Raw genomic sequence first — 14,849 nt, 5'->3', positions numbered from 1 at the left:
GTCTACGAATATGTCGATTCGTCACTTTTTTAAACACCGAGATTACTATCGCTATAAGCTAGGTCGAAACTCAATAGGAAGAGAAACTCTTATGAAAGTTACAGCCATAACCTCCTGTTTAATATTAGCCTCAAGTAATAGCTTCGCCCTCGAAACCAAAAAGAACGACTACGATTTGAGAATCGACAATGTACAAATATTAACCAGCGATGCGAAAGGTTTCAGTGAGAACAGCCGTATATACATTCAAGATGACCGCATAGCCAGAATCACCCCAATGACCAAAACAGCCCTATCTGCCGAGAATACCCACAATGCACAGGGTAGCTATGCAATACCCGGCTTAATCGATTTACATGTGCATTTAAATGCATCAGGGTCAACTTATAAGAACTATCAGTATCTACCGCTAGAAACCAATTTAAACAATCAGCTCTATTATGGCGTTACCGCTGTCACAGATCTTCTGATGTCGGGCGAGATGATGCAATCTATACTCCAGTTGGACGATTCAGCCCCTATAGTATTTGCTTCCGGCCCCGCCTTCACCAACCCTAAAGGCCACAGTACCCAATTCGGGGTGAAAGTTCATGAAATTGATAGTATCGACCAAATCAGCGCGAGCTGGGATGCACATTTAAGTTATCAACCAAAGTTAACCAAAGCCATCATAGAGACGATGGGTGGTACTGCCATCCCGCTCTCAGATGATGTACTCAAAGAGATTGGAAAACGCTCCCAAAGCGCCGGCTTGCCATTTTTTGTTCATGTCTCAACCCTGGAAGATGGAAAACGAGCAATCAGGGCCGGGGCTACTGCTTTAGCGCACGGTATTAATTTTGAACCGGTGGACAATGAATTTATAGACCTCATGCAACAAAACAAGGTTACCTATATACCCACTCTGTCGGTACTTCATAATCAGGGTGACGAACATGATCATCAATCTATCAGTCAATTAGACTTGGCTCCTATCCATCCAAAAATGAAGGCCTGCCTCTTTAACCAGGTCCAAGCACCAACGGCCAGTAGAAAACTAGCGTGGCAGAAAAAATCCATAGCATATAATAATGTGGTCAAGCTTGCTAAAGCCGGGATTAAAATTGGCGCAGGCTCTGACTCTGGCAACCCCTATTCACCACACGGACTGGGTTTAATCAGCGAAGTATTAGCCCTGCACAAAGCCGGTCTTTCCAATCAGCAAATTTTACTCTCCATGACAAAAGTTGCGGCTCAAACCCTAAATGTAAGTGAGGATATTGGGTCAATTTCACAGGGAAAACGTGCTGACTTCATCCTGCTAAATAAAAATCCTATTGAGAACATACAAGCAATTACAAACCCAGAAAAAATCTATCTTGCAGGTATCGCTGTAGAGAGAGAAAAAATTATCGAGAGGAGTCATGCCACTCCCCCAATCGGTTCTAGTTGTGAATCTTCAGAAAAGAAGCAAGACCACAGTATATAAAATAACCTCATAACATCAGCACTCATCTAAGTTGTGAATTTTGAGTGCTGATGTTTTTTTCTGGGTATAAATACACAGGTCAGCTTAGGTTGAATAAAAATATCTTATCTTTTGTATTCCCCATATAATTTACCAATTCGTAAAAGCTGTGATGCCATTGATCTTCAATGTATTATGTTAACACTACAAGATCTTAAACATCCCTTCTTAGCAAAACCATTTGTCACCGTTCTGTTATTAGATATAGCTTGTACATTAATCTTTTTTGAATCAGGAGATATAGGCTCTGTTAGCATTGCTCAAATCTCACTGCCCCCTTTTATCGCTGCATCCCCGACGCATGCGAAAAACATATCTGTGCGGCGGAGATATAGCGTCTGGCAGAACTACAGTTCCAGACACCCACAAAAGTAGTAGCTTCAAACGCCACACATATTATACTTCATTTGTGTCTAAGCTTCTTTTTACTGCCAAAGCAAATCCTCAATATCGAGAATTGGGTGTACCACACATGCAATTATAAAGAACCTATAAATAACTGGCGAGACTATCCATAGTTATGTTTAAATCACATAATTAGATCTGTACTTGCAAGTTAATCGAATTATCGTATGAAAAAGCCTACTTAATTTAAACTCTCAAGTTAAGTAAGCTTCTGTACCTATAGGCTGATTATATGAATAGCGAGAATACAATTGCTACCGGTGGTTGCTTATGTAGAGCTGTGCAATATGAGGTTAAAGGGCCACTACGGAATGTAGTTAACTGTCATTGTAGTATGTGCCAAAAATTGCATGGAAATTTTGGCCCTCACACAAAGGCCCGCAAAGTCAATATTAAGATAACAAAAGATGATGGATTGGCGTGGTATAAAACATCAGAGATAGCCCGTAGAGGATTTTGCCGGCAATGTGGATCAAGCCTTTTCTGGGAGCCGTTTAATCTCGATGCAACTGGAATTATTGCAGGATCACTAGATGGCCCAACTGGATTGAAAACAATGGGGCACATTTTCACCAGTGAAAAATCTGATTTTTACGAAATTGAGGATAAACACCCTCAATTCAAAGGGTCATCAAACGGGCAGCTAGTTAATGACTACAAATAGTTTGTTATTGTGTGGAACATGTATATAGACCCAAATCTAAAAATAAAACAGCAACATACGATTAAAAAATTAATCTTCTTATCAACAGTTGAATATCTACGATACCAAAAAAAGGCAATTTAAATTGCAAACGTAATAGAAAGTGAACTGACATATTATCGATAATATCGGCTTTAAAGACAGCTCAAACGAAAGCTGAAGTGAAACCAAACAAAATTTTGATACTCTTTTAAAAGCAAATTAATCCTCCGGGGAAATAATTCTCCTCACTACTCTCGCAACTGTTAATCACCCTCTACCTGAATTCCTTTCCCCCTTTCAATCAATTTGACTGTGACAAGAATACTAGCCTTTCAGTATTTACTTTCTGGGCACTCCCTTTCTTCCAACACCCCACCTCTCTTAATTGAATACTCTATATAGTCACCAGTCATAATATCAAGAATTTGCAACCAAGAATAAAACACCGCTTTCTCAGATTTAGCAATTTCTTCTGCCAGTACTTTTGCGGCTTCTTCTGTGGGAGCGGAGTCCCTAAAGCTCTTCGCACCACCATTCATTAAGTGAACCCGTTCCGCAAAAATTGCAAATCGATTGATTTTTCTTCTCATAATCTTTCTCCTTTTCAGTAAAATCAGCTTAATTTCTATACTCTTAAGCTGGTACTCCCATCCAATCCATACTGCGCTCAATGCCTCGCATCTGCGTCAATATCAGATCTAACTCCTTGCGTATATTCACATCCACAGACACTGAAAAGCTGCGCACGTACTTCGTATAGTTAATGATACAAATAGCGTACATTGGCCGATTTCCATAACCCGATCGGTATCGGCAGATCCGAATCGGCTCCCCGTCGATAGTGATATTTCTGGCTCCCATATCTATCTCCAATTAATAAACTGTACATGCATACAGTATACGGTAAGGAGCTTAGGAACTGTCAAGTCACAATCAGCGCCAATCCTGAGTGCATGCCTAGGGTATCGCCCTCCTGCGTGCAAAAATTGCTAGTGTTATCAAGCACTTTGACTGGTAGGAAGTTTCCTAATTCTCTTTAGCTGCGGATATAGACTTCCGCTATATTGGGAGAAGCCCAACCCCAGCCGGTTCCCAGGTAGCATAAAAACAAAACTTAGCCACTGCGTTGACCAGAATCTACTAGACTGGAAAGAAAAACGCACTCCCACTCGATATAAAACTTACCCTTGGTGCTAATCAGAGTATTTATCTTGTTAAAAAAGTAATTCGAGATTTCACACATATATCTTTGTATATTGAAAAAAACCACACCGAAATAATTGAAAAGTAAAATCTTATCCTCTGCAGCGGGCATTAAATATATCAATTTTTAACAGTAAAATCTTATATATAGCATCCTGGCTTCACAACCAAGGGATGAACAACTTAAGAACTGGCTAATAATTATCTATTGAATATATTGCTATAACAGAATAGAGTATGCCACTTAAGAAATATAAGAGCATATCGCCAATTTAAGGTTTATAGTAATGTTAAACTCCCAAATGGAAAAGGTGGCCATACTTGTCGACGTGCAAAATGTCTATTACACATGCAGGCAGATCTATAAACGAAACTTTGATTACAATAAATTTTGGCGAGAAGTCACGGATGGAAGAGAAATAGTAAAGGCCATGGCCTATGCAATCGACCGTGGTGATAGAAAACAGTATGAATTCCAAAATATCTTAAGGTCGATTGGTTTCGAGGTGAAACTAAAGCCTTTTACCCAAAGATCAGACGGATCCGCCAAAGGCGACTGGGATGTGGGGATAACTATTGATGCCATGGAATATTCAAGCCTGGTAGATACTGTGGTCTTAGTTTCAGGAGATGGCGACTTTGATATTCTTGCTCATAAGCTCAGATTAGATAGAGGTAAGAAAGTTGAAGTTTATGGTGTTCCAGAATTGACAGCTGGAGCATTAATTAATGCGGCGAGTAAATTCACCCCAATTGAAGATAGGCTGTTACTGCAATAACGTCTAAGATAAGCAACTGGCCCTCTTATACATCTATAGATGTTTATTACATTCCTTCCTCCACATTGAGGTGAATTACAATACGCAACTGATTAATTTTTAATTACATTATTGACAACCAGTTTGATTGAAGAAGTCTCTCACAAAGTAACCATTTATTCACTTTTGTAATTTTAGAATAAAGATCTATCCTGATAGGCAACGGTCCAGCATTATCCACTGGCTAAATATCGACTAACAATTCTCTAGCGCTATTCAAGGAATTAGCAATATGAAGAACTTACTAGTTATAAGTTTAATCCTATTTTCAATGTTTACTAAAGCAAGTGAGAATTTAGATATTTGCCCTAAGTTAGATCTTGATATACCGGAATCTAAGGCCAAGCCAACCATAAAGACAGCACCATCACTCCCGCAGGGTAATGGCAGGCATTTACCAGCATGCATAGTAGTTTCATTTGAATTAGTGGAGATATCGGGATCTGAAGGGAGAGGACTCATGCCCAGCAAAGTTGAAATCGAAGGCTCATCAGACAAAGCATGGAACAAACCTGTTAAAGCAGCCGTATCAAGGTGGCTTTATGTATCAAAAGGTATCGAGTATCGTGGACGTCAATATGTTATTTATAAGATTCCATCACAGTCTCAGTAGCCAAATTCCGGCATATACTACTCTGAAACTTTATTTTGTATAGAGGGGTTGCTATAGATCCCTGCCGAAGCCCGAATAAAAAATTAAGTAAACAACCATCTTTATATTCGATTGAGCGGAACCACTTAAAGCCTCTAAATTTAAGCATCAAGCGTAAAAAGCTTCTTATTTCCCCCATCTGCTCGGCCTGTATACCAGCCCTTTTCCCCTAAAGAACCCTTCACACAACAGCCGTAGCATCAATACATTCGCCCCATCAAAAAATACCATTAACTTATTGATATTATTAATATTTATCAGCGTTATCATTCTAGTATAGCGTACAAATCATCGCTCCCGAAGCCAAATGCTATGTTTCTAGAGTCACACCCAATAAACGGAGCCAAGGGGCATCGACAATGGCTATCAGAATTCTTTCTATTGATGGTGGAGGAATCCGGGGAATCTTGCCTGGCCAGATACTGGTATCCCTTGAACACAAGCTTAAGGTGAAATCAGGTAATCCTGACGCCAGAATAGGCGATTATTTCGACCTGGTTGCCGGAACAAGTACCGGCGCCATAATGGGCGCTGCCTATATCTGCCCCGATAAAAAAGGAAAGCCCAGGTATTCAGCCCAGGAAGCAGTCGATTTTTACCTTGGTGAAGGCGAGAGAGTATTTGGTTCTGGGTCATGGCCGTTTCTGGATAAATTAAAGCTAGTAAGGGAGGAAAAATATTGCTCTAAAGAACTTGAAAATGTTTTAAAGAGATTCTTTGGTAAAACGAAACTCAGTGACCTGCTAAAGCCTAGTTGCTTTGTTTCCTATGACATCAAAAAGCGGGAACAAATCATTTTTAGGCAACATCGCGCCATAGTAAAGAATGAAGATTTCCTTGTAAGAGACCTTCTACGAGGCAGCAGCGCTGTACCAACCTATTTTGAACCAGCACGCATCTTTTCACTGCCACCATCCAACAATAAATATATCTTAGTGGACGGCGGCATGGTAGCTAGTGATCCTGCACTATGTGCTTACTCCGAAGCCATTAAATTCAGTGGAGTCTCTGGAATTAAGGACATGGTAATTGTATCTCTTGGTACGGGTAGGCAACTTTCGGGATATAAGTACAAGGAAGTAAAAGATTGGGGCATATTCAACTGGGCAAGGCCCGCCATTGATATCGCCGTAAATGGCAGCGCACAAATGGTCCATTACTATATAAAGCAAATCTCATCAACCATAGAAGATTCAAAGTATTACCGGATTCAACCAAAGCTATATACAGCTGATTCCGCAATGGATAACGCAACACCAGAAAATTTGAGAAAACTGAAAAAAGCTGGAGAAAAAAATGCAGAGCATTTCGATAAAGAATTGGAAGAAATTGCTTCTTTATTAGTTAACAGCGAAGGTAATCATAGATACCAGTAACAGTATAGACGAGCCCATATAATAATAACTAATTACGGATTCAGAAGCCCTGTTACTGCCCATTATTGAGATACTTTTTCTTCACCTGATTAATCATACCACCTGCTTCTAGCACCTCAAATTCATTCTTGGATAGATCACACCGTAACTTGATGCTCTCTCCCGATGACTTTATCAGTAATTCTACTGAATTTCTGGATTTCAGCTGTTCTATTGGGTTGTCGATTTCGAGGTCTGCGCCCTGTTCGAGCCGATCATAGTCATCAAAATTTTCAAAGAGCAGTGGCAGTACACCAAAATTAATAAGATTTCGCCGGTGTATACGGGCCATACTTTTTGCAATTATGCATCTTACTCCGAGAAAACGCGAAGATACTGCAGCGTGTTCACGGCTGGAGCCTTGTCCATAATTTTCGCCACCAACAACGAAACAGTCTCCATTCAACTTCATTGCCCGATCATAAAATGATTCATCGATTCGAGAAAACGTATAGCGACTGATCGCAGGGATATTTGAACGCAGAGGTAATATCTCCGCTCCAGCAGGTAGTATTTCATCAGTGGAAACATTGTCACCTGCTTTCAGTAATAACGGACCTGTTAAAATTTTGGGCAACTTTGCAAAGTCTGGCAGGGGCTTTATATTTGGTCCTTTAATCAACTCTACTGCTACAGGGATTTCCTGGGGTGCTTGGAGCAACGGTCGGATATCAGGTAGATATTCCGGCTCATGAAAACTCGGGTAGTCCATATCCAGGTCACGAGGATCAGTAATTACGCCTTTAAGCGCACTGGCAGTGGCCACTTCAGGGCTACATAAGTAGACTTCGTCGTCTGCGGTGCCGGAGCGGCCGGGGAAGTTACGTGGTACCGTGCGTAAGCTGATGCGGCCGGTAGCTGGCGCTTGTCCCATGCCGATACAGCCGCCGCACCCTGTCTGATGCAAGCGAGCACCTGCTTGAAGCAATTTTGTTAGATCTCCGCTCCTACTAAGCTCTTCCAGTAACTGGCGTGAAGTTGGGTTGATATCAAAGGAGACATCATCAGCTATATGGCGGCCGGAAACCATCCGTGCTGGTATGGCAAAGTCCCGCAGGCCCGGGTTAGCAGAAGAGCCTATATAGCTCTGGTAGATAGGACGGCCTGCCACTTCTCGTACCGTGACTACCTTATCTGGACTGGATGGGCAGGCGATTAACGGTTCAAGTTTCGATAAATCGATCGTATCTTCTTCATCATAACTTGCGCCTTCATCAGCTTTCATTTCTACAAAGTCGCTTTCACGATGTTGTTGTTTCAGGAAAGCTCTCACCGCTTCATCGGCAGGAAAAACACTGGTAGTAGTGCCCATCTCCTGCCCCATATTGGCGATCACATGGCGGTCCATCGCGGTCAACTTAGCGAGACCAGGTCCGTAATACTCAACAATCTTGTTAACACAGCCCTTGACGGATTGGCGGCGCAACATTTCCAGAATAATGTTCTTAGCGCTGACCCATGGCGGCAGTTCACCTTCGAGTTTCACGCCAAGTATTTTCGGCATTTTCAGTGCGAAGGGAACGCCAGCGATGGCCATAGCCACCTGTAGTCCTCCCGCACCAATAGCCAGCATCCCCATAGAACCCGCCGCGCAGGTATGGCTGTCCGCACCAAGCAATGTCTTACCGGGAACATCAAAGCAAGACATCTGCACCGGATGACTGACCCCATTACCAGGGCGTGAGAACCAGATTCCAAATTTACGACAAGCACTTTGAAGGAAGATATGGTCGTCGGCGTTTTTAAAATCCGTCTGTAACAGATTGTGGTCTACATATTGTGCCGAGATCTCAGTCTTGATTTGTGACAAACCAAGCGCCTCCAACTCCAACATGACAAGTGTCCCTGTGCCATCCTGAGCCAGTGTGTGGTCGATCTTTATCTCTATTGGACTGCCTGGCTCCATTGAGCCACTTACTAGGTGGCTATGGATCAGTTTTTGCGCGAGGTTCATAGGCATAAGGGATACCTTTGAGTAAACTGGGAAGCTCCAGCTTTGACGCTGCTAGGTCATGATCATTGTAGCTCGACCTTTGTCTGTTGACGTATTGCCGGATTTATAGGGCTAAGCAGGCGTCAGAGCTAAACTCTGGGCCTTCAGACAATCAAAACTGCAGTAGCCCTACCAGCTCGGAATTCATCAGCCCTTTCTCTATTCACTCCTTAAGAAATTGGTCATATTCTGCGACATGGCAATCAATGGATAAGTTTGTCAGTAATACTTGCTTTACGAATAACATAAAACTCAAGGTGCTTTAACCTTTAAGATTTAGCACTGTCTGGCTATCTGAGGAATTAAATATTCCCGACGATATCAATGTATTAGGATGCGTAGTACTTTAGAAAAATTATCCAGAACCCTGATTAACCATAGTATTCAATGGTAAAGGAGAACCATAAATTATTGATTACCTTTTATCAGGCTCACATACAATAATATTTATCTTCTTTTCAACGAGCTGTTTCGTGTTGTTTTCACCATACTCACTATGCTTGCCACAGGATATGACTTTAAACCCTGCATCGGACAATTCGGCCCGAATATCACCCTCATCAAACAGTCGAAATCCAAACTGGGTGAATGGTAGATTCTGCATAAATGATTTATCAGCGAAGGCTAGACAAAGCTTCCCGTCAGGTACCAGTACTCTGTATATTTCGGTTAGATGAGTTTGAAGGACTTCCCAGAAATATATTGTGTGAACCGCGATAACCTTATCAAACTTCCCATCAGAAAACGGTAGACTTTCCGAGCTACCAACTCTAAAGTCCATTTGCCCCGACTCTACGTATTTCGAGTTTAAGTCTTTAGCATTTGCAACCATATCGCTAGACCAATCAATACCGGTATAGCGGACATAAGATCCCTTGCGAAGAACATTGACTGCAAATTTACCGTTACCAGGGCCAATTTCCAGAACACAATCACCACTTACCACATTGAGTGCTTTTAAAGCAGCAAGATTCGTTGCTTTATTTGCCTTATTCATTTGCTGCGCAGTTTCTGTAGCTGAGGTACCAGATGGTTTCCTCAACTGCTCGGCGACAAATTTAGGATCCTTGGACATAATTGCTCCCTTTTAAATGGCTATCGAAATAAGGCTGCCAGGGAAAACATAATCGGTATAATGACTGACTTTCATCTTAAATTCCAGCCAAGGCCCTGACTCCCATACGGGCAACTTAATATATACAGAAACGGTTTAACTATCAGGATCAATAGCTTTAAATTACCAGCCACTCCCCCGAATAGGCAGCACAATTGCATAACTTTTAAAGTAAAGGTAGCATGGCGTCCAAGCATTAATACCGTAACATGAAGCAGAGAATCCACCTGATTCAAGTATAAGTATTTGAGGATATCTATTTGAGCTCTAGGTACCATTTTTCCTGGTTTTGTAGCCTGTCGGCAATCATTATTCTCGGATTTGCACCAAGTTATTTTATGGCTTATCAGGACCTGTCTTTATTGCATCATGTTCATGGGATAGTTTCCTTTCTTTGGATTTTACTTATGTGTAGCCAATCCTATTTGATGCTTAAAGGAAATACGTCGATCCATAAATATTTGGGCTGGCTTTCTCTTATCGTAGCCATCTTATTCATAGGCACTTCATCTTGGGCGCTCTTCAATACTATTGAAGCAACTTTAGAAAAGGGAAGCATCTTCCAGCTTGTATATTGGATCGATCTTTTCTTATTACCACTATTTGTATTTCTACTAATATCCGGATTTATTTATCGAAAATCCCCTAAAAAGCATATGCTTTGCATGATGTTAAGCTTGGTAGCGATACTCCCTCCGGGTTTGGGAAGACTAATTTATGGTTTATTCCTATTCCCCTTCGATGCACCTATTAGATATTTTTATGAACCAATGATGCTTATTTCCATAGGGCTATTAGTGTATCTGGGATTTCGTGAGCAGTGGAAATTTAGTCAAATTAAGGTGGCGCTTGGGGTCACCATATGCTCATTTATCACTTCCTATTGGGCCGTCAATATGGGCATTTTTGAGTTCGGAGTCAGGTGGATATTGAGTGTATAAGCTTAATACTCCCAGTTTTTTCACCAATAATTCATCTCGATAAATTCCAAGGACTTCAGAATGGCAAGCTACTTTTTGTTTGCTTGAGCAACGAGAATAACCCTACTGCTCCCACTTTAAATCCAGACTATCGTACGTTAAATTATCACTTATTAGTAAAATACTTAGATATACAAAACAGTGAGCCTGGCCTGTTGAAGCAAAAATTTGATTCAACAAATAAGTGAAACAGGCACACTGTAGATACAATTGTATTTATCAAAAAATATAACTATTTCGGCAGCTTAAAAAGTGGGCTTTAGATCTTATAAAACTAAAGCCCTAACCGCTAGAGGTACAGCAATATTATATCTTGATTTAATTTAATTCCAAGATACAGGCAGACTCATTATTGCGTTAAAAATGTGTCAGCATTGATAACCTCAGCATAAGCAAATTGCAGTGCAGCCATATAAGCTGCATGTATATGTGCAGCGGGCACATCGACACCGTTAAAGCTCATATCCCGGCTGGCACAGGCATCATGAATAACGGTATTTTTATACCCGAAATCACTTGCCGCCCGGGTGATGGCATCGATACACATGTGACTCATCGCACCAACGATAATCAATTGACTCACTCCTAGCTCTTCAAGGCGCTCTTTAAGGTCCGTACCTTTGAAACTGTTAACTTCATTTTTAAGTACTACCGGCTCACCTTCAACAGGCAAAAGGCTCTCGTGAATTTTCGCACCCTCACTACCGGCAATAAAGAATGGAGCATCCTCACTGAGAAATTCATAGTGAACATGAATAACTGACCACTGCTTTTTTCGAAACTCGGCCAGCACTTTTGCGGCTTGGTTTGACGCTTGACCAATGCCTTCAAGAGTCCACTTTCCGCCTTCAAAGTAGTCGTTTTGCATATCTACGACGATTAGCGCTGTCTTGCTCATAAGATTGTCCTTTACTTGTGTCTTTGAAATGTACAAGCGCATGTTAGGGAGATGGGCTAAGATACAGGCGTGGCAAAATCGACATAAAACAGGCAAAAACTGACAGAGGGGCTAGTGACCCAAACAATCCACATTGCAATACTGATGATCCCCGGAGCGGCTCAGTCGGCGACTTATGGTCTAATCGACCTGTTCCAAACCGCAAACCACATCTGTCAGGAGTCAATCCCAGAACCCAAGGCGCTATTTGAGGTATCACGCTGGCTAATTAATGACGGAAAAGTCACATCCGAGAAAAAAGGGGCAGCTAAAGACCCAAGTATCGTTATTGTACCGCCGGTACCGGGGGGTCAGGAGTACATGGAGCCACCGACAGATGTCAGTACCTGGTTGTTAAAGCGACACAAAGAGGGGGCCTTAACCTGTTCCGCTTGTGCTGGGGCTTTTATGTTGGCCGACGCAGGGCTATTAGATGGACGCCAGGCGACCACTCACTGGCGACTGGCCGATGCCTTTAAGCAGAAGTTCCCGGATATAGAGCTGAATATCGATTCCATCCTGATTTCAGACCCGGATGTTGTCACCGCAGGAGGTGTAATGTCTTGGATTGACCTTGGGTTACATCTGGTCGGACGATACATGCCTCCCCATATTGTTATGGAGTTGGGACGTTTCCTGTTGGTGGATACAGGAACCCGTTACCAAAGTTTTTACCGCAGTTTTCTACCTCCTGTAGATCATGGTGATAAAGCAATTTTAAAAGTACAGCAGCAAATTCACCGGGATTATCAACAACCAATCTCTGTTGCAGAGATGGCTCAACTCGCCAATCTGGGCGAGCGTACTTTTCTACGAAGGTTTCACAAGGTTACCGGTTATAGACCCGCCGAATATCTACAACAGCAACGTCTACAAAAGGCTCGCGAACTATTGGAAACGGGCACATTGCAAGTCGAACAGATCGCTTGGCAAGTGGGATATGAGGATGTCAGTGCATTCCGGAAAATGTTTCACAAACAGACCGGTCTTTCTCCTCGGGAGTATCGACAGAGATTCTCAGGTGGCTCTAAAATGTAATTCCCCGAAAAGGCGGACTAGGGGTACTAATTGGGAAAGTAACCAATTTCACTAAAGAGATTGATCGAAGAGATTCTTGTTAAACCCGGTAGCTTGATAGATAGCGGAATGACTCTATTTAGGGTACGTAGGCCAATATAAAAGTTAAACAGATATAACAATAAGATTAAAAGCTTCCTAAAAGCTCTAACTAAAAAGTTAACCATATTCAGATAGTTAAGGAGTCATTTATCGTTCGAGCAAATATTACACCAACAACCGACTAGCAGAAATACGAATCATTTCTCTTTGGAGATGCCAATAAGTATCCCCTCAACCCTACACTTCCTCCCCATCTCAGAAATTGCCCTGCAATTTTCAAAGGTAAATAGCAAGACTTCAATCTCGTCAAATACAGTGCACTCAATGTATAGGCCAAGTTCTGAATAATATTTGAAAAAATATTTTGTGAACAATTCTGGATATTCAAAAATCAGCAGCTTTTTTTGTTAAATCATGGTATCAGCTGAACGAGCTTCCCTATATAGTGGCGCCGCCTAACTTTGATTCAAAATAGGTTAGTTGTCATTGTTTTTTGAGATATGGGAGAGATACCAAAGTGATTAAGAAAATTTTTTCGAAAAGAGATCTAAAGCTTCCAATCATTGGCAGCTTGATAGCGGCAGCAAGCTTGCTATCAACAACTGTATCGGCAACGGCCGAAGTTGATATAAATCAATTACGTCAACAATCAAAAATTATGTTCGGCACTCTCTCAGAAACTATGCCAGGCAGTGAGAATGACACCCCAGCTATGGTTGAGCTTGGAAAAACACTGTTCATGGACAAACGGCTTTCAGTCAATGATAGCCAGTCCTGTAACAGCTGCCATCAAGTAGGGAACTACAATGGCTCGGGCGTTGACAATGAAGCGACATCACTTGGCGCTTTGCCCGGCACTAAAGGTGATCGTAACTCTCCAACAGTCTGGAATTCAGGATTCCAGATTGCTCAATTTTGGGATGGCCGAGCAGAAAACCTGAAAGCACAAGCAAAAGGTCCAATTCTCAACCCTGTAGAAATGGGAATGCCCTCTGAAGGGGCTGTTGAAACAAAGATTTCAAAAATTGATAAATATCAAGTGAGTTTCAAGCAGGCTTTTGGTCATGACAATGCTATCTCTTACAATAACATTGCACATGCGATTGCCGCATTTGAGCGCACGTTGATCACAAATGATCGCTTTGATACTTTTATGAAAGGTGACGATCATGCACTGACAAAAAAGGAGTTAAAGGGTCTGCAAACCTTTATCAACACCGGTTGTTCGGCTTGCCATAATGGTAAAACCCTGGGTGGTAACATGTATCAGAAGATGGGGTTAGTCAATGAATATCCGCACCAGGAAGATTTAGGTCGCTATAAAGTTACAGGTAGTGAAAACGATAAAATGGTGTTCAAGGTTCCGATGTTACGTGACGTTAGTAGAAGTGCGCCTTACTTCCACGATGGGAGCGTAGAAACCATTGAACAAGCAATTTACGATATGGCTTGGCACCAGCTAGGTCAAAAATTAAACAAGCAGCAAGTAAGTGATATCGCTGCTTTTCTAAATGCTTTAGAGCACCAAGCTAACTGATGTAGCCCCCACCCTTGACTGGGTGGGGCTCCTTTGTTCGTCTTCTTTGCGAAAGTATTGTTCGATTGCTATCAATCCCGGACTAGACGGTTCCTGTTCCAGGACTGGCCGAGGGCTGAACTCATAACCCTTTAATAAGATGACATAGTGTCCATATCTGCTGGGTTTAAGCCCGAGAACTGGTCATCCGGTTGCCACCTGCCTCCTACTATTTTGAGGTTATGGGGATCAGTCATCAGGAACTACTGCAAAACTGATACCATAAGAATATTTTTTAAATATCTGTATATTCTATAAATAGATATTTCAGGTTTAATGATGTGTATTTTTAGGTTTTGATAGAAAAGTAAATTTTTTTCAAATGTGTCCGAGAGTAAATCGATTATTGATATATTTCTAAATGAAGAAGATTTATGGCACTAAGAGCTTGCTCAGACCCGAAATCCATGGCGAGTGAGACAATGAAAAGCATCTCCTAATTACT

Annotated in this window: 12 protein-coding genes; 7 read left to right on the top strand and 5 right to left on the bottom strand. The window is 41.7% G+C overall.

Annotated features, from left to right (window positions below; translation table 11 throughout):
• Nucleotides 1-91 precede the first annotated feature (91 nt).
• Together BTJ40_RS05290 and BTJ40_RS05285 are read left to right on the top strand one after the other, a co-directional pair.
• Nucleotides 92-1,468, top strand: coding sequence for an amidohydrolase family protein (locus tag BTJ40_RS05290; RefSeq protein ID WP_157953899.1), 1,377 nt, complete (start codon nt 92-94; stop codon nt 1,466-1,468).
• 676 nt (nt 1,469-2,144) lie between these two features.
• The gene (locus BTJ40_RS05285; RefSeq protein WP_108732107.1) at nt 2,145-2,576 is read left to right on the top strand and encodes a GFA family protein; all 432 of its coding nucleotides are present in this window, start codon (nt 2,145-2,147) and stop codon (nt 2,574-2,576) included.
• 353 nt (nt 2,577-2,929) lie between these two features.
• Here BTJ40_RS05285 and BTJ40_RS05280 read toward each other — a convergent pair whose 3' ends face one another.
• Together BTJ40_RS05280 and BTJ40_RS22170 are read right to left on the bottom strand one after the other, a co-directional pair.
• Complete coding sequence (locus BTJ40_RS05280; RefSeq protein ID WP_108732106.1) at nt 2,930-3,187, bottom strand: hypothetical protein; 258 nt, start codon at nt 3,185-3,187, stop codon at nt 2,930-2,932.
• Nucleotides 3,188-3,230: 43 nt separating this feature from the next.
• The gene (locus BTJ40_RS22170; protein WP_157953898.1) at nt 3,231-3,458 is read right to left on the bottom strand and encodes a hypothetical protein; all 228 of its coding nucleotides are present in this window, start codon (nt 3,456-3,458) and stop codon (nt 3,231-3,233) included.
• 629 nt (nt 3,459-4,087) lie between these two features.
• On the opposite strand from BTJ40_RS22170, the gene BTJ40_RS05270 reads away from it, so the two are divergent.
• The 3 genes from BTJ40_RS05270 (at nt 4,088) to BTJ40_RS05260 (ending at nt 6,646) form a co-directional block, all read left to right on the top strand.
• On the top strand, nt 4,088-4,579 hold the full coding sequence (locus tag BTJ40_RS05270; RefSeq protein WP_238152142.1) for an NYN domain-containing protein: 492 nt from the start codon (nt 4,088-4,090) through the stop codon (nt 4,577-4,579).
• A 271-nt stretch (nt 4,580-4,850) separates the two neighbouring features.
• The gene (locus BTJ40_RS05265; protein ID WP_108732104.1) at nt 4,851-5,231 is read left to right on the top strand and encodes a hypothetical protein; all 381 of its coding nucleotides are present in this window, start codon (nt 4,851-4,853) and stop codon (nt 5,229-5,231) included.
• Nucleotides 5,232-5,629: 398 nt separating this feature from the next.
• Nucleotides 5,630-6,646, top strand: coding sequence for a patatin-like phospholipase family protein (locus BTJ40_RS05260; protein WP_108732103.1), 1,017 nt, complete (start codon nt 5,630-5,632; stop codon nt 6,644-6,646).
• A 52-nt stretch (nt 6,647-6,698) separates the two neighbouring features.
• On the opposite strand, the gene BTJ40_RS05255 is transcribed toward BTJ40_RS05260, so the two are convergent.
• The 3 genes from BTJ40_RS05255 to BTJ40_RS05240 form a co-directional block, all read right to left on the bottom strand.
• A complete protein-coding gene (locus BTJ40_RS05255) occupies nt 6,699-8,645 on the bottom strand; it encodes an aconitate hydratase (RefSeq protein WP_108732102.1) in 1,947 nt (648 codons plus the stop codon).
• Between the two features lie 448 nt (nt 8,646-9,093).
• Nucleotides 9,094-9,753, bottom strand: coding sequence for a class I SAM-dependent methyltransferase (locus BTJ40_RS05250; RefSeq protein WP_108732101.1), 660 nt, complete (start codon nt 9,751-9,753; stop codon nt 9,094-9,096).
• Nucleotides 9,754-11,121: 1,368 nt separating this feature from the next.
• The gene (locus tag BTJ40_RS05240) at nt 11,122-11,670 is read right to left on the bottom strand and encodes a cysteine hydrolase family protein (protein WP_108732099.1); all 549 of its coding nucleotides are present in this window, start codon (nt 11,668-11,670) and stop codon (nt 11,122-11,124) included.
• 114 nt (nt 11,671-11,784) lie between these two features.
• Here BTJ40_RS05240 and BTJ40_RS05235 point away from each other — a divergent pair, with 114 nt between their 5' ends.
• Together BTJ40_RS05235 and BTJ40_RS05230 are read left to right on the top strand one after the other, a co-directional pair.
• Nucleotides 11,785-12,747 (top strand): GlxA family transcriptional regulator, encoded by a 963-nt coding sequence (locus tag BTJ40_RS05235; protein WP_108732098.1) that lies wholly within the window; start codon nt 11,785-11,787, stop codon nt 12,745-12,747.
• A gap of 598 nt (nt 12,748-13,345) precedes the next feature.
• Nucleotides 13,346-14,365 carry a cytochrome-c peroxidase gene (locus tag BTJ40_RS05230; protein ID WP_108732097.1) on the top strand — a complete coding sequence of 340 codons (1,020 nt, stop codon included), beginning with the start codon at nt 13,346-13,348 and terminating at the stop codon, nt 14,363-14,365.
• Nucleotides 14,366-14,849 lie beyond the last annotated feature (484 nt).

Origin of the sequence: Microbulbifer sp. A4B17 (assembly GCF_003076275.1) — a bacterium.
In the GTDB taxonomy this organism is placed as follows: Bacteria; Pseudomonadota; Gammaproteobacteria; order Pseudomonadales; family Cellvibrionaceae; genus Microbulbifer.
Note: the sequence above shows the minus strand (reverse complement) of the source record. Positions and strands in the feature narration are given on the sequence as shown.